Below are 16,406 nucleotides of genomic sequence, written 5' to 3'. Positions count from 1 at the left end.
CGGTCTCCGATTGATGCCTGATCGACGCCCGATCAACGGGCCGTGCCACTGTAGCGTGCGTCCGTGGAAAAACCGCCGATGCACCTGCCGCGCGCGGGGTTATGTGGGCAAGTCGGGGAATGCAAACGAATTGCGGTTGCCTACGCACGGCGCCTCCGAGCCAAGCGTGCGCTTGCGATCAAGCGAACGCAACGCACACGCGTTCGCTCCATCACTCAAGGCTTCTGCAACAACGCCTTCAAACTCGCAAGCCGATCCTTCGGCGACATCGGCGCTTCTTCGGGTGTCGGCGGCGGGGCGTCGTCGAGCAGCATCTCGGGGATGAAGCGCGACGGCTCGCACACCACGGTCTCTCTCGCGCGCTTGCGCTTCTTACACCAGTTCAGATGCAGACTGCGCTGCGCCCGTGTAATCGCGACGTACATCAGACGACGCTCTTCCTCGATGCGCGCGTCGTCGATCGGCTCGTCGTCCGGGCCGCCACGGTGCGGCATGATGCCTTCTTCGACGCCCACCAGAAACACGTGCGGATATTCCAGCCCCTTCGACGCGTGCACCGTTGAAAGCCGCACGGCGTCCGGATCTTCTTCACGACCTTCGAGCATCGACATCAGCGCGACGGTCTGAATCAGGCCGAGCAGACTCTTACCGGTGTCGCCGAAGCCGTCGGCGGTGTCGTAGCCGGTTGCCTCGCTCTTCTCCGAACCTTCGGGTTCAGCCTTGGTGCCCTTGCGCTTCAGCCATTCCATGAACTCGAGCACGTTCTGCCACTTGGACTGCGCCTGACGTTCGTCGAACGCGTCGTACAGATAGGCTTCGTAGTGAATTGCGTCCATCAGTTCGTCGAGCAAGGTCCCGGCGGCATCCTTCTCGGCACGATCGGTGAGGCGCTGCATGAAGTCGCAGAACACGCGCATCGGTTCGATCTGACGCGGCGACAGGCGCGCCTCGATGCCACCCATGTACACCGCTTCGAACAACGACACCTTCGCCTGACCCGCAAACGAGCCGAGCGCTTCGAGCGTCGTATTTCCGACGCCGCGACGCGGCGTGGTGATCGCGCGGATGAACGCCGGGTCGTCGTTCGCGTTGGCGATCAGGCGCAGATACGCGCAGATATCCTTGATCTCGGCTTTGTCGAAGAACGACTGGCCGCCCGACAACACATACGGAATCCGCTCGCGACGCAGCACCTGTTCGAAGATGCGCGCCTGGAAGTTCCCGCGGTACAGGATCGCGTAGTCGCGAAAATTCGCGCGCCGCTCGAACTTGTGCGCGGACAGGCGGAACACCACGGACTCGGCCTCGTGCTCTTCGTCGTTGCACGGCGTGACGGTGATCGTGTCGCCCATGCCGTGTTCGGACCACAGCTTCTTTTCGAACAGCTTCGGGTTGTTCGCGATCACGTTGTTCGCGGCGGTCAGAATGCGCACCGTCGAACGGTAGTTCTGCTCGAGCTTGATCAGATGCAGCTTCGGAAAATCCTTGCTGAGCTGCCCGAGATTTTCGAGCGTCGCGCCGCGCCAGCCATAGATTGCCTGATCGTCGTCGCCGACCGCCGTGAACGCCGCGCGCTTGCCGGCCAGCAGTTTCACCAGTTCGTACTGGCACGCGTTAGTGTCCTGATACTCGTCGATCAGCAGATAGCGCAGCTTGTTCTGCCAGCGGTCGCGCACCTGCTCGTTCTTCTCGAAGAGTTCGGCGGGCAGACGGATCAGGTCGTCGAAATCGACCGCCTGATACGCATGCAGCGTCGCCACGTAATTGCGGTAGACGATCGCGGCCTGATGTTCGTCCTCGTTTGCGGCGATCGCGATCGCCTGCTCGGGCATGACCATGCCGTTCTTCCACAGCGAGATGATCGACTGGATCTTGCGGATGAAACCCTTGTCTGTCGAGCCGACCTGCTCCTGGATCATGCCGAAGCAGTCGTCCGAATCCATGATCGAGAACTGCGGCTTCAAACCGACGTGTTCCGCTTCCTGCCGCAGAATTTGCACGCCGAGCGAGTGGAAGGTGCAAACCGTCAACTGGTTGACGGGCACTTTGCGGCCTTCCTTGCCGGGCGTGGTGAGCGTCTTGCCTTCAAGCAGCTTGCCCACGCGCTCGCGCATTTCCAACGCGGCCTTGTTCGTGAACGTGACGGCGGCAATGTGGCGCGGCTCGAAGCCTTTGGCCTCGATCAGATGGGCGATCTTCTGCGTGATCACGCGCGTCTTGCCACTGCCTGCGCCGGCGAGCACGAGACACGGGCCGTCAAGATAACGGACCGCTTCATTTTGAGCGGGGTTCAGGCCTGCGGACATCGTCAGTGGATGGGTAATGCGGTTGAGGGCGCTTGGGTGCGGAATCGCGAGACCGAAGGCCCGGGGGCATGCTGCGCGGGGCGGGTGGCTGGCGCGCGTGCCTCAGTGAGAGGGGCGTTCCGGCTCGCAGCGATCCGCGCGAGAGGAGCGATGTTAACACGGATGCCTGGAGCGGATGCCGTGACAGGCGCGCTGTCGGATGGCCAGGAACGGGGCCCGCGATGGCAGCTCGCCCGACGACGAAAAACGGACGTTCGAGTGAGCTGGCCCGAACGCGGCTGCAACTGCCGTCCGAGCGCCGCCGGACAGGCACCGCCGACAAGCGCCTGCGACGATGCCGACAGTCCGCCTTCGGGACATGCCACAATTACGTTGTTGCGCGCCGTCGCCGCGGTGGCAAAGCGGCGCGCCGTTTTTGCAGGAAGACACGCATGTCCGCATCGCTGAAGATTGGATTGATGGGTTACGGTTTTGCTGGCGCGACCTTTCATGCGCCGGTGATCGAGCACTGCGGGCGAGCGAGCATCGCGGCCATCGCGACGAGCCAGCCCGAGCACGCGCTGGCCGATTACCCGCACGCAAAGGTGGTGGCCGATCTCGACGCCCTGCTGGCGCTCGAAGAAATCGACTGCGTCGTCATCGCGACACCCAATGACACGCACTTCGACCTGGCGCGCCGCGCGCTGGAAGCGGGCAAGCACGTGGTGGTCGACAAGCCGGTCACGCTGACTGCCGCAGATGCTCACACGCTCGCCAACATTGCACTCGCCCGGGGCAAGCGGTTCGTCCCCTTTCATAACCGCCGCTGGGACGGTGATTTTCTGACCGTGCGGGATCTGCTCGCCAGCAGAGAATTGGGGCGTATCACGCAATACGAATCGCATTTCGACCGATTCCGGCCGGAGGTTCGGCAGCGTTGGCGCGAGGAAGCTTCGCGCGGCGGCGGTTTGCTATTCGATCTCGGACCGCACCTGATCGATCAGGCGCTGGCGCTGTTCGGCGCACCGCAGACCGTGTCGGCGACGGTTCGGACGCATCGCGATCAGGCCAGCGCGCCGGACTACGTGCATATTCAGTTGGGCTACGGCGAGTTCGAAGTGGTGTTGCATGCCAGCGCGTTGACTGCGTACGTCGCGCCGAGGTTTACGATCCACGGCACGCAGGGGAGCTACGTCAAATACGGGCTCGATACGCAGGAAGATCAGTTGAAAGCCGGCTTGCGGCCGGGCGATGACGGGTTCGGCGCCGGCAATGCGCCTGGTGTGTTGCGTGTGCTCGAAGAGGGCCAGGAAGTCGAGCGGGAGGTGCCTACGCGCAACGGCGAATACGTCGGCTTTTATATTGCCTTGGCGGATGCCATTCAGAACGGCACGAAATTTCCCGTCAGCGCTCAGGACGCGGTCGACGTGATGACGATCATCGAGCTTGCAGCCCGGAGCTCGGAGGAAGGCGTCCGGTTGCCGTTTGAACGCATTCGCTGACTTTCCCAGCGCCACGGGGCGCTTTTTGGCCATTTGGCGACGGCACGCGAACCATGCCGCCGCCAATGGCAAAACGCCTGACAACCCCGAAAGGAACATAACGTTACAAATAACCCCGCCTCCGCGGTCAGCGTGAGTCCCCGGCAATCCGTTGCTACCCCAGTAGCACCACAAAACGACAACGACTTCCCGGAGAGTCCATGCCTCGTATCGTCCGCGCACTAGCAGCATGCGCTTTGCTCAGCTCCCTCGCCGCCTGCGTGGTGGCTCCTCAGCAACCCGCGCCGGCGCCGCGCCCTAACCCGCAACAAATCGCGGATCAGCGCTTCAACCAGGTCAACGGCCGGATCGACAACCTGAGCCGCCGCATCGACGCCCGCGTCAACCAAGGCTACTACCCGCCCCCGCAAGGCGGTGCGTTGCACCATCGCCTCGACGTGATCCGTCAGGAAGCTCACGACATGGCGGCGCAACACGGCGGCGGCCTGTCCGGCGACGAACAGCACGTGCTGAACCAGGAACTGGACAACGCGGCACACGCCATCGGCGAATAATCGCGCCAGTTCTGGCACTGAAGCAAAGGAGCGCGGGCATCACGTCCCGCGCTTTTTTTGACATTCGCGAACCCGCAGCGCCAACCCCCATGCCCCTTGCGGGCCTTTATTTGACAAGCCCCCGGCCCTCGCGTACATTCGCCGCACGCGTCGGGAGAGCGTGCTGGCCGCAGAAAATCGCAGGCCGCGCCGCCGAAGGGGCACACCCGCAAACTCTCAGGCAAAAGGACCGACTGCGTCGAAGAACCCGCGCCCAGGCAACATCAAGGCACCGGTTTTTCGCACTCTGGAGAGCGGCAGTAGCCGTCTGCATCGTTTAATCGAGCAGATTCTGGCAAGCTGCCCACCGAAGGGGCGCGCGTTTCACCGTAGCGATCACGGCTTCACCATCGCACGGCAGCGCAATCTCTCAGGTATCGAGGACAGAGGGGTCATGCAACGCAATCGCTCGCAGGCATCAGCCGCGAGGCGTAGCGCCGCATGGCCTTTTTTGTTTCGCGAGACGCCTGAGGCCCCATGACCGAACTCAAACACACCCCGCTCAACGCCACCCATCGTGCGCTCAACGCCCGCATGGTCGATTTCGGCGGCTGGGACATGCCCGTCAACTACGGCTCGCAGATCGACGAACACCGCGCCGTGCGCACCGACGCCGGCATGTTCGACGTCTCGCATATGTGCGTCGTCGATTTCACCGGTGAACGCGTGCGCGCCTTCTTCGAACACGCGCTGGCCAACAATGTCGCCAAGCTGCAAACGCCGGGCCGCGCGCTCTACTCCTGTCTGCTGAACCCGAATGGCGGTGTGATCGACGATCTGATCGTCTATTACTTCAGCGAGACGCACTTCCGCCTGGTCGTCAACGCCGGCACCGCGGAGAAAGACGTCGCCTGGTTCAGCAAGCTCGACGCCGAAGGCAGCTACGGCCTGACCATCACGCCGCGCCGCGATCTGGCGATCGTCGCCGTGCAGGGCCCGAACGCCCGCGATAAGGTCTGGCAAGTCGCGCCGTCCAGCCGTACCTCGACCGAACTCCTTAAGCCATTTAACGCCGCGATCGTCGACAACACGCCGTTTGGCGAATTGATGATTGCCCGCACCGGCTACACCGGCGAAGACGGCTTCGAAATCGTCCTGCCTGCAACGTCCGTCTGCGAGTTCTGGGACGCATTGGTGCGTCAAGGTGTGCGCCCTGCGGGTCTCGGCGCGCGCGACACGCTGCGTCTCGAAGCCGGCATGAACCTGTACGGCCAGGATATGGACGACAACGTCTCGCCGCTGGACGCCGGCCTCGCCTGGACTGTCGATCTGAATTCGCCGCGCGATTTCGTCGGCAAGGCCAAGCTTGAAGCCGACGGCTCGCAGGCCTCGTTCGTCGGTCTGATCCTGCTGAAGGAAAACGGCAAGGCGGCAGGCGTGCTGCGTGCTCACCAGAAAGTCGTCACGCCGCACGGCGAAGGCGAAATCACCAGCGGCACTTTTTCACCCACGATGCAGGAATCGATCGCCTTTGCGCGCGTGCCGAAAGGCGTGCAGCCGGGCGACACCGTTCACGTCCAGATTCGTGACAAAAACGTACCCGCAAGCGTGGTAAAACTGCCGTTCGTACGCAACGGCAAAGTGCTCGCAGTTTAAGCAGCCGGCGCGTGCGTTTACCTTTTTAAGTTCATACCGAATAACACCGCATAGGAGCATCCGATGAGCATCCCGGCCGATCTGAAATACACCGAATCGCACGAGTGGGTCCGCACCGAAGCGGACGGCACGCTGACGGTCGGCATCACCGACCACGCGCAGGAAGCGCTCGGCGACATCGTCTTCTTCGAAGTTCAGGAACTGGGCAAGACCGTCAACGCTGGCGACACCGTCGCCGTGATCGAGTCGGTGAAAGCCGCTTCCGATATCTACGCGCCAGTCTCGGGCGAAATCATCGAAGCGAACCCGGCCGTCGCCGACACGCCGGATGGCGTCAACAGCGCGCCGTACGAGAACTGGCTCTTCAAGATCAAGCCGGCCGCGGACGCATCGCAGGATCGCCTGATCGACGCGGACGCGTACGCCAAGGCCGTCGGCGCCTGATTCACCGCAACTTGCACCATTACGTTTAAACCCGACAGGCGCGGCGCGTCCGATTCGACAGTCGAACGGACGCCCGCACCGCCAGGAACACCTCATGAAGCTCGAACACCCGGATCGTCTGATGAACCGCACTCCTCTCTCGCTCGCCGCGCTCGAAGTGCATGACGCCTTCGCTGAACGGCACATCGGCCCGGATTCGGCCGACCAGCAAGCGATGCTCGAAGCCCTCGGCTTCGCGTCGCGCGCCGCGCTGATCGACGCGGTCATTCCGAAGACGATCCGCCGCACCGAAACGCTGCCGCTCGGCCCCTTCGCCCAGCCGAAAAGCGAAGCGGAAGCGCTCGCCGCGCTGCGTGAACTGGCGAACAAGAACCAGGTGTTCCGCTCGTACATCGGGCAGGGTTATTACAACGCGCACACCCCGACGGTGATCCTGCGTAACGTGCTCGAAAATCCGGCGTGGTACACCGCGTACACGCCGTATCAGCCGGAAATCTCGCAGGGCCGTCTGGAAGCGCTGCTGAACTTCCAGCAGATGATCGTCGACCTGACGGGTCTCACGATCTCGAACGCCTCGCTGCTCGACGAAGCCACCGCGGCCGCTGAAGCGATGACGCTGCTGCAACGCGTCGGCAAGCCGAAGTCGAACGTGTTTTACGTCGCCGACGACGTGCTGCCGCAAACCATCGAAGTGGTGAAGACGCGCGCCACGCCGGTCGGCATCGAAGTGAAAGTGGGCCCGGCTGCGGAGGCGGCGAACGCGAATGCGTTCGGCGTGCTGCTGCAATACCCGGGCGTAAACGGCGACGTGCGCGACTACCGCGCGCTCGCTGAAGCGATCCATGCCGCAGGCGGCCACGTGGTAGTCGCTGCCGATCTGCTCGCGCTGACCGTTTTGACGCCGCCGGGCGAATGGGGCGCGGACGTGGCCGTCGGCAACACGCAGCGTTTCGGCGTGCCGGTTGGTTTCGGCGGCCCGCACGCGGCTTACCTCGCCGTGCGCGACGAATTCAAGCGTCAGATGCCGGGCCGTCTGGTCGGTGTGACTGTCGATGCGCAAGGCAATCCGGCACTGCGTCTCGCGCTGCAAACGCGCGAACAACATATCCGCCGCGAGAAGGCGACCTCGAACGTGTGTACCGCGCAAGCGCTGCTCGCGATCATGGCCAGTATGTACGCCGTCTATCACGGCCCGCACGGTCTGAAGACGATCGCGCTGCGCGTGAACCGCATCGCTGCATTGCTCGCAGCCGGCGCGAAGAAGCTCGGTTACACGCTCGTCAACGACACGTTCTTCGACACGCTCACGTTCGAAACCGGCGCACGCACCCAGGCGCTGCATGACGCGGCAACGGCGCGGCGCATCAATCTGCGCCGCGTGAGCGATACGCGCGTCGGCATCTCGATCGACGAAACCACCACGCGCAGCGATCTGGCCGATCTGCTCGCAGCGTTTGCGCAAGCGGCATTTGTCGACGAAGTCCCGCAAATCGACGCCCTCGACGCAGAACTCCCCGCCGAGAACACCGTGCCCGCTGCGCTCGAACGCACCAGCGCGTACCTTACGCACCACGTGTTCAACCGCCACCATTCGGAAACGGAAATGCTGCGCTACCTGCGCAGCCTCTCCGACAAGGACCTCGCACTCGACCGCTCGATGATCCCGCTCGGCTCCTGCACGATGAAGCTGAACGCGACCTCCGAAATGCTGCCGGTCACGTGGCCCGAGTTCGGTCAGATTCACCCGTTCGCACCGGCTGAGCAAACGGTCGGCTACCGCGAAATGATCGATCAGCTCGAACAGATGCTGGTCGCGGCCACCGGCTACGCAGCGGTGTCGCTGCAGCCGAACGCCGGCTCGCAAGGCGAGTACGCGGGTCTGTTGATCATTCACGCGTACCACGCATCGCGCGGCGAAGGCCACCGCAACGTCTGCCTGATTCCCGCTTCGGCGCACGGCACGAACCCGGCATCGGCGCAGATGGCCGGCATGCAGGTGGTCGTAGTGGCTTGCGACGCGCAAGGCAACGTCGATATCGAAGACCTGAAAAAGAAAGCCGAGCAACACGCCGACAAGCTCGCGGCGATCATGATCACGTATCCGTCCACACACGGCGTGTTCGAATCGAACGTCCGCGAAATCTGCGAGATCGTGCATGCGCACGGCGGCCAGGTCTATGTGGACGGCGCGAACATGAACGCCATGGTCGGCCTCTGTGCGCCGGGTCAGTTCGGCGGCGACGTCTCGCACCTGAATCTGCACAAGACCTTCTGTATTCCGCACGGCGGCGGCGGACCGGGCGTCGGTCCGGTTGCGGTCGGCGCGCATCTCGAGCAATTCTTGCCGAATCAGATTTCGTCGGGCTACGAGCGCGCACCGAACGGTATCGGCGCTGTGTCGGGCGCGCCGTACGGTTCCGCGTCGATCCTGCCGATTTCGTGGATGTACATCGCGATGATGGGCGCGAAGAACCTCACGGCCGCCACCGAAACCGCGATCCTCAACGCAAACTATGTCGCGAACAAACTCGCGCCGCATTACCCAGTGTTGTACTCGGGCCCAGGCGGACTGGTCGCGCACGAATGCATTCTCGATCTGCGTCCGATCAAGGAAACCAGCGGCATCTCCGTCGACGACGTCGCCAAGCGCCTCGCCGACTACGGCTTCCACGCACCGACCATGAGCTTCCCGGTGCCGGGCACGTTGATGGTCGAACCGACCGAATCGGAATCGAAGGAAGAACTCGACCGCTTCATCGAAGCGATGATCGCGATCCGCGAGGAAATCCGCGCTGTGGAAGACGGCCGCTCGGACCGCGAAGACAATCCGCTCAAGCACGCGCCGCACACGGCGGCGGTAGTCATCGCGAACGACTGGAAACATGCGTATGCGCGCGAAACCGCCGCGTATCCGCTGCCCACGCTGATCGCCAAGAAGTACTGGCCGCCGGTCGGCCGTGCGGACAACGTGTACGGCGACCGCAATCTGTTCTGCTCCTGCGTGCCGATCGCCGACTACGAGTAAGCCGGCCCGCAAACCGCGCAGCGCCTGAAGGTTGTAAGCAGGCGTTGCGCGGTTCTGTCGCTTGTGTCCGCAAACGGCTAACATCACACACCGAATCAGCCTAACGAGGAGTTTCGCATGGCGCGACAGGTGCGATTGATGCAAAGCCGGACCGAAATCAGGCGAACCCAAACATGGCAACAGGCTTGCACGCTATTGCTGGCTGGCGCGGCGGTGCTGCTGCCGCTACGGCAGGCGCAGGCCGCAATGAATTTTTGCGCGGCGCCCGCGTTGCAAACCAGCGAGCGCACGAATGCCGACCCAGGCGTCAAGGCACTGGTGAGCAATGTACTGGCACATCTGAACGACCCGCCGCATGCGCTGGCGAAACTGCATACCGAAGGCACGTTGCCGCACGAGGGCATCTACGATCAAAGCGTCGAGGCGGAGAAGGATCTGGATCTGCTGCGCGACGCCGCGCTCGCCTGGCGCGCGACCAGTGACGACCGTTATCTGAAACTGGTCGACCGCCTGCTGTATGCGTGGGTCACGACTTATCAACCCAGTTTCAATCCGATCGACGAAACCCATTTTGAGGGCCTGATCCTCGCCTACGACATGACCGCGAGCGCGTTGCCGGTGAAGACGCGCAATGCTTCGATGGCGTTCCTGACGAAGCTCGCGAGCGGCTATATCGCGCAGATCGACGCGCAGCCGCGGCCGCTCACGGGCACGTTCAAGAACAACTGGCAAAGCCACCGGATCAAGCTGATCTCGATGGCCGCGTTTACGCTGGATAACCGCAAGATGATCAACGCGGCGCAGCGCCTGTTCGACGAGCATATCGGCGACAACATTGCGCCGGACGGCTCGACGTTCGACTTCGGCGAGCGCGACGCGCTGCACTACGTCACCTACGACCTGCAGCCGCTCGTGACCGCCGCGCTCGCCGCGCGCCGCCACAACCGCAACTGGTTGCCGGAAAAGGGTGCGAACGGCGCGTCGTTACAAGGCGCGCTGAACTGGCTCACGCCGTACGCGGATGGCAGCAAAACGCATGAAGAATTCGTGCATTCGAACGTTCCGTTCGATGCCAAACGTCGCGAGGCCGGTTTGCCCGGCTATTCGGGTCAATGGGATCCGAAAAACGCGACGGAACTGTTTCACCTGGCGGCGCGTCTCGACGGACGCTATACGCCGATCGCGCTGCAGCTCGCACCGACGCCGCCCGCATGGCTCGCCGTGTGCTTACCGCTGCCGGCGCGCTAAACTAACCTTTATCAGCAGGGAGCAGTAAATGGCAGTCAGCGTGTTCGACCTCTTCAAAATCGGCATTGGTCCGTCCAGTTCGCATACGGTCGGGCCGATGCGTGCGGCGCTGATGTTCGCGCAAGGGCTCGAACGCGACGGGCTGCTTGGCGCAACGGCATCTGTGAAAGTGGATCTGTATGGGTCACTCGGCGCGACCGGCAAGGGTCACGGCACCGATCGCGGCGTGATGCTCGGCCTGATGGGCGATGCACCCGACACGGTGGATCCGGATACGATCGCACAGCGACTCGAAGCGGTGAAGGCGTCGCGCAAGCTCGCTTTGCTCGGCACGCACGACGTGCCGTTCGTCCAGAAAGATCACATTTCGTTTTATCGCCAGGCGCTGTCCGAGCATCCGAACGGGCTGAAGCTGCGCGCGTTCGATGCGCAAGGCGAGACGCTGCGTGAGTCGACGTATCTGTCGGTCGGTGGCGGTTTTGTGGTGACGGCGGGCGCGCCGAACACGAAGGTGCTGAGCGCGGTCGAACAATTGCCGCATTCGTTCCGCAGCGGCAACGAATTGCTCGCGCTGTGCAAATCGACCGGCAAGAGCATCGCGCAATTGATGTGGGAAAACGAACGCGTCTGGCACACGGAAGAAGAAACGCGTGCGGGTCTGCTGAAGATCTGGAATGTGATGCAGTCGTGCGTGTCGCGCGGCTGCGGTATCAACAATCCGGATGCGGACGGTAACTTGCCCGGTCCGTTCCATGTAAAGCGCCGCGCGCCGCAGTTGTATCGTGCGCTGTCGAGCAATCCTGAGCTGGCGCTGCGCGATCCGCTGTCGATGGTCGACTGGATCAATCTCTACGCCATCGCCGTGAACGAAGAAAACGCTGCGGGCGGGCGCGTGGTCACGGCGCCGACCAACGGCGCGGCCGGCATCATCCCGGCCGTGCTGCATTACTACACGCGCTTCATGCCCGGCTCGAACGAGCAGGGTGTGATCGACTTCCTGATGACGGCGGCGGCAATCGGCATTCTGTACAAGCTGAACGCGTCGATTTCAGGCGCGGAAGTGGGATGCCAGGGTGAAGTGGGCGTGGCCTGCTCGATGGCCGCGGGTGCGCTCGCGGCGGTGATGGGCGGCACGCCTGAGCAAGTCGAGAATGCGGCCGAGATCGGCATGGAGCACAACCTCGGGCTGACGTGCGATCCGGTCGGCGGGATGGTGCAGATTCCGTGTATCGAACGCAATGCGATGGGCTCGGTGAAAGCGGTGAATGCGGCGCGAATGGCGCTGCGCGGTGACGGTACTCACTACGTGTCGCTGGACTCTGTGATCAAGACGATGATGCAGACCGGCGCGGATATGAAAACGAAGTACAAGGAAACGTCGCGCGGTGGGTTGGCGGTGAATATTGTGGAGTGTTGAGAACACAACGACCCGACCGCACCCATCGCAACGCCTGGAGGCTTCATCGCAATGCCGCTCGCTTCTGAATCTTCTTCCACCGCTCAAACCACAGGCGCGCGTCTCGTCGTCGACGCTTTGCTGACGCACGGCGTCGAACGTGTTTTTTGTGTTCCCGGCGAGAGCTTTCTCGCCGTGCTCGATTCGCTGCACGATGAAACAGACCGCATCCAGACTATCGTCTGCAGGCACGAGGCGGCGGCCGCGAACATGGCGGAGGCCGTCGGCAAATTGACCGGGCGTCCGGGTGTCGCCATCGTCACGCGCGGACCGGGCGCGACGCATGCATCGATCGGCGTGCACACCGCGTTTCAGGACTCGACGCCGATGATCCTGCTGATCGGCCAATGCGCCCGCGAGCATCTCGATCGCGAGGCCTTCCAGGAAATCGACTACCGGCGCATGTTCGGGCAGATGGCGAAATGGGTCGCGCAAATCGACGACCCGAAGCGTATTCCCGAATATCTGAGCCATGCGTTTCACACGGCGACGTCGGGACGTCCGGGGCCGGTCGTGTTGTCGTTGCCGGAAGATGTGTTGAGCGATGCGTGCGACCTTGTTGCCGGCGCGCCCGCATACAAGCGTGTGGCGGCGTCGCCGTCCGCAGCGCAGATAGAAGAGTTGCGTCGATTGCTGGAAGGCGCGCAACGGCCGATGGTGATTGCCGGTGGCAGTGGTTGGACACCAACAGCATGTGCCGACCTGCAACGCTTCGTCGAGGATTGGCAATTGCCGATCGGCCTCGCATTCCGCTTCCAGGACACGCTCGACAACGAGCATCCGAACTATGCGGGTGATGTTGGTCTCGGTATCAATCCGGCGCTTGCTCAGCGTATCCGCGATGCGGACCTGCTCCTCACGCTCGGTCCACGGCTAGGCGAAGCGACGACCAACGGCTACACGCTGCTCGACATTCCGAAGACCAAACAAACGCTGGTGCACGTGCATCAAGGCGCGGAAGAACTGGGGCGCGTGTATGCGGCAGATCTGCCGATTGTCTCGGGCATGCCAGAACTTGCAGCATTGCTTGCAGCGTTGAGGCCGTCTTCCGACAAGCTCACATGGACCGGCGCTGCGGACGAAGCGCATCGCGCATATCTCGACTGGCGCAAGCCACGCCCGATTCCTGGCGACGTGCAAATGGGCGAAGTGATCCAGCAGTTGCGCGCGCATCTACCGGAGGACGCGATTCTCACAAACGGCGCGGGCAACTACGCAACCTGGCTGCATCGGCATTTTTCATATCGGCATTTCCGCTCGCAACTCGCGCCGACCAGTGGCGCGATGGGCTACGGCGTACCCGCGGCGATTGCGGCGAAGTCGATGTATCCGCAACGCGCAGTAGTCGCGTTAGCCGGCGACGGCTGCTTCATGATGTCCGCGCAAGAACTCGCGACGGCAATGCAATACGACCTGCATGTGATTTTCATCGTCGTGAACAACAGCCACTTCGGGACGATCCGGATGCATCAGGAGCGGCACTATCCGAATCGCGTGCATGGCACCGGTCTCACGAATCCGGATTTTGCGGCATTCGCAAAGTCGTTCGGCGCACATGGAGAGACGGTGGAGCGAACTGAAGATTTCCTGCCGGCGTTGCAGCGTTCTCTTGAGGCGAAGCGCGCGGCAGTGATCGAGATTCGCATGCCGCAGGAGGCGAGCACGCCGGGCGCAACGTTGGAGCAGATTCGCGAGCAGGGAAGGAAACTGCGAGGCGAGACGGCTTAGCGTAGAAGGTTTGTGGACAACGTCCCTCTGCGCCGATGCGTCTTAAGTCGAATTTTTGACATACAGCAGACTTACCATGCGATCACCTTGTGCACCGTTTGACGAATCGGCTAGGGTAGCCATTCGTCTGAACGATTCAGGGAGTCAATATGCTTAAGGCTGCGGTATTTGCAAGTGCGCTGGGATTGTCGAGCGCCGTGTTCGCGATGGACGTGTCCTGTCCAGTTCATCCCACGGCAGAATGGATGAAGGAGAGTGACGCCCGTGCGCAGATCGAAGCGCAAGGCTACAAGATCGCGAAGTTCAAGGTCGACGACAACTGCTATGAGGTCGAAGCCTACAACAAGGACGGCAGAAAGGTGGAATTGAACTACGACACCAAGACGCTTGCAGTCATCAGGCAGAAGATGGAGTAAAAACCCCGGTTTATGCAAGGCTCTCCATGAGAAAAGCCTCGCATCAATGCGGGGCTTTTTTGTGCGCCACGAGCACATGACTCAAGCGTATATGACCGATAAAGCGCCAAGCTCCTTCATCAGAGCAGGCTTGTGAGATTCAATCACGTCGGATTGGATTTGATAGATCACGGACTTGATGACCTCAGTCTGGCTCATATCCGTGTCATGCATCAGCGTCTTGATATCTTCGGCGATGCGAGGTGTCACCTTCATCGACAGTCGTCGCCGTGCAGCGCCTCTGCGTTCCTTGAAACGCTCCGACGCTGATCGGTGCGCCTTAATCAACCGTGCCCGCGGATATTCACCGGATGCAAACCGGTGCAGATAGAGCGTCATGAGCACCTTCCGGAATTCGGTCGAGCTCGCGCTGTCGACCATATAAGCGGCCGAATCGAGAACATCCAGATAGATGGCCGGCAGTTGCGCCTCAATCGGCCTGACTTCCTTCTGCCGCGCTTCGCGGACGGCTGGCGCGGATTGCGCCGGAATGGCGACCACGTGGTCACAGACGTCGCACACCGCCGCGAGAATATTCTTCACTTCACCTTTGCCGTCGCTGAAAGGTACGTCGCGCCGCGCAAAGGTCGTGCTCACAAGCTGCTGGCAGTGGTGGCAGATTGCCTTGCTCTCCTCGCCTTCTTCGTAGAGTTTCATCTTCACAGCTTCGCTCACTGGTGCACGCTGATAAACACGGTCTCCGGATTGCCCACGAAGTAGAACTTCACGTACCGGCCGCAAGGTATAAAAGCGCCCTACTGATTTCGCGCCACCCGTGAGGATTGTCGATGAGTTTTTTTTCGGGAGAAGGCTAACTAATCGAGTTCACGCAAGCAGCACAAACTCAAAGCGCCATAAAAAAACCCCGCCGAAGCGGGGTTCCTGACGTTAAAGCAAGTTGCAAAAACCGCTTACTTCCCGCCCACGCTTTGCAGCGTCGTCCACTTGCCGTCGACAACCTTGTACAGCGTGATGCCGCCGTTCTTCAGGTCGCCCTTGCCGTCGTACGCGAGGTTCGCTGCCGTCACTGCCGGCATCGAGGTCTTCGCGAGCAGCGGCAGGTACTTGGCCGGATCTGTCGAGTTAGCCTTCTTCATGGCGTCGAACATGGCCATTGCGCCGTCGTAAGCGTACGGCGAGTACGTTTGCACATCTTCATTGAAGCGCTTCTTGTACTTCGCGACATAGTCCTTGCCGCCCGGCATTTCTTCCAGCGGCAGGCCGGCGAGCGATGCCACCGTACCGTTCGCTGCGTCACCCGCGATCTGGATGAACGTCGGCGTGTGGACCATTTCGCCGCCCATCAGCGGTGCCTTGATGCCCAGTGCCTTCATCTGCTTGACCATCGGTGCCGCTTGCGAATCCGCGCCGCCGTAATAGATCAGGTCCGGGTTGACCGACTTCAGCTTGGTCAGGATCGACTTGAAGTCGACAGCCTTGTCGTTCGTGTATTCACGATCGACGATCGAGCCGCCCGCTGCCTTCGCTGCCTTTTCGAACTGATCAGCCAGACCTTGGCCGTAGGCCGTGCGGTCGTCGACGATCGCGATCTTCTTCACGCCCAGGGTCTTCACAGCGAACGTGCCGGCGACCGAACCTTGCTGCGTGTCGGACGTCATCATGCGGAACGTGGTTTTGAAGCCTTGTTGCGTGTACTCAGGCGCCGTCGCCATTGCGATTTCGGGGATACCCGCGTTCGCGTAGATGCGCGAAGCCGGAATCGTGGTGCCCGAGTTGAAGTGGCCGAGCATGCCCTTGATACCGTCATCCACCAGCTTTTGTGCAACGGTCGTGCCGGTGCGCGGGTCAGCCTGGTCGTCGGCCGAATCGAGCACGAAGCGAATCTGCTTGCCGCCGATCACCGGCTTGGTTGCGTTCATGTCTTCCACAGCCAGCGTGATGCCGTTCTGGAAGTCCTTACCGTAGTGCGCCTGTGCGCCCGTCATCGGACCGGCAAAGCCGATCTTTACGTCTTCGGTCGATTGAGCGTTGGCCGTCCCCGCCAGCGACATTGCTGCAACCAGCGCTGCGCCTGCCAGCTGTTTCATTTTGTGTTGCATAGCTTCTCCTTGGT

Annotated in this window: 12 protein-coding genes and 2 riboswitches; of the genes, 9 read left to right on the top strand and 3 right to left on the bottom strand. The window is 62.0% G+C overall.

The features are described from left to right. Positions 1-215 precede the first annotated feature (215 nt). On the bottom strand, positions 216-2,306 hold the full coding sequence (locus M0D67_RS11405; protein WP_171925305.1) for a UvrD-helicase domain-containing protein: 2,091 nt from the start codon (positions 2,304-2,306) through the stop codon (positions 216-218). A 431-nt stretch (positions 2,307-2,737) separates the two neighbouring features. On the opposite strand from M0D67_RS11405, the gene M0D67_RS11400 reads away from it, so the two are divergent. From M0D67_RS11400 to M0D67_RS11360, 9 genes are all read left to right on the top strand, one after another. Then, a complete protein-coding gene (locus M0D67_RS11400; RefSeq protein WP_171925304.1) occupies positions 2,738-3,787 on the top strand; it encodes an oxidoreductase in 1,050 nt (349 codons plus the stop codon). 200 nt (positions 3,788-3,987) lie between these two features. Then, positions 3,988-4,341, top strand: a complete 354-nt coding sequence (locus M0D67_RS11395; protein WP_154566470.1) for a hypothetical protein — start codon at positions 3,988-3,990, stop codon at positions 4,339-4,341. A gap of 141 nt (positions 4,342-4,482) precedes the next feature. Further along, a riboswitch (glycine riboswitch) is annotated at positions 4,483-4,584 on the top strand. A gap of 33 nt (positions 4,585-4,617) precedes the next feature. Beyond that, positions 4,618-4,777: riboswitch (glycine riboswitch) on the top strand. Between the two features lie 80 nt (positions 4,778-4,857). After that, positions 4,858-5,976, top strand: coding sequence for a glycine cleavage system aminomethyltransferase GcvT (gene gcvT / locus M0D67_RS11390; protein ID WP_266238851.1), 1,119 nt, complete (start codon positions 4,858-4,860; stop codon positions 5,974-5,976). A 63-nt stretch (positions 5,977-6,039) separates the two neighbouring features. Beyond that, positions 6,040-6,420, top strand: a complete 381-nt coding sequence (gene gcvH, locus M0D67_RS11385; RefSeq protein WP_154566472.1) for a glycine cleavage system protein GcvH — start codon at positions 6,040-6,042, stop codon at positions 6,418-6,420. 94 nt (positions 6,421-6,514) lie between these two features. Further along, complete coding sequence (gcvP, locus tag M0D67_RS11380; protein ID WP_266238850.1) at positions 6,515-9,445, top strand: aminomethyl-transferring glycine dehydrogenase; 2,931 nt, start codon at positions 6,515-6,517, stop codon at positions 9,443-9,445. Between the two features lie 117 nt (positions 9,446-9,562). Further along, entirely contained in the window at positions 9,563-10,693 is a 1,131-nt protein-coding gene (locus M0D67_RS11375; protein WP_154566474.1) for an alginate lyase family protein, read from the top strand. Positions 10,694-10,721: 28 nt separating this feature from the next. Beyond that, positions 10,722-12,110 (top strand): L-serine ammonia-lyase, encoded by a 1,389-nt coding sequence (locus tag M0D67_RS11370; protein WP_154566475.1) that lies wholly within the window; start codon positions 10,722-10,724, stop codon positions 12,108-12,110. Between the two features lie 51 nt (positions 12,111-12,161). Next, positions 12,162-13,877: a thiamine pyrophosphate-binding protein gene (locus tag M0D67_RS11365; RefSeq protein WP_171925301.1), complete on the top strand. Its 1,716-nt coding sequence runs from the start codon at positions 12,162-12,164 to the stop codon at positions 13,875-13,877. 149 nt (positions 13,878-14,026) lie between these two features. After that, positions 14,027-14,293 (top strand): PepSY domain-containing protein, encoded by a 267-nt coding sequence (locus M0D67_RS11360; RefSeq protein ID WP_154558717.1) that lies wholly within the window; start codon positions 14,027-14,029, stop codon positions 14,291-14,293. A gap of 81 nt (positions 14,294-14,374) precedes the next feature. Here M0D67_RS11360 and M0D67_RS11355 read toward each other — a convergent pair whose 3' ends face one another. Both M0D67_RS11355 and M0D67_RS11350 read right to left on the bottom strand, forming a co-directional pair. Continuing rightward, on the bottom strand, positions 14,375-14,989 hold the full coding sequence (locus M0D67_RS11355) for a hypothetical protein (RefSeq protein WP_171925325.1): 615 nt from the start codon (positions 14,987-14,989) through the stop codon (positions 14,375-14,377). A 254-nt stretch (positions 14,990-15,243) separates the two neighbouring features. Next, positions 15,244-16,392 (bottom strand): branched-chain amino acid ABC transporter substrate-binding protein, encoded by a 1,149-nt coding sequence (locus tag M0D67_RS11350; RefSeq protein ID WP_154558718.1) that lies wholly within the window; start codon positions 16,390-16,392, stop codon positions 15,244-15,246. Between the last annotated feature and the right edge of the window lie 14 nt (positions 16,393-16,406).

Origin of the sequence: Paraburkholderia sp. SECH4 (genome assembly GCF_030511745.1) — a bacterium.
Classification (GTDB): domain Bacteria; phylum Pseudomonadota; class Gammaproteobacteria; order Burkholderiales; family Burkholderiaceae; genus Paraburkholderia; species Paraburkholderia madseniana.
The sequence above is the reverse complement of the archived record's forward strand: the minus strand, read 5'-3'. Positions and strand labels throughout refer to the sequence as shown.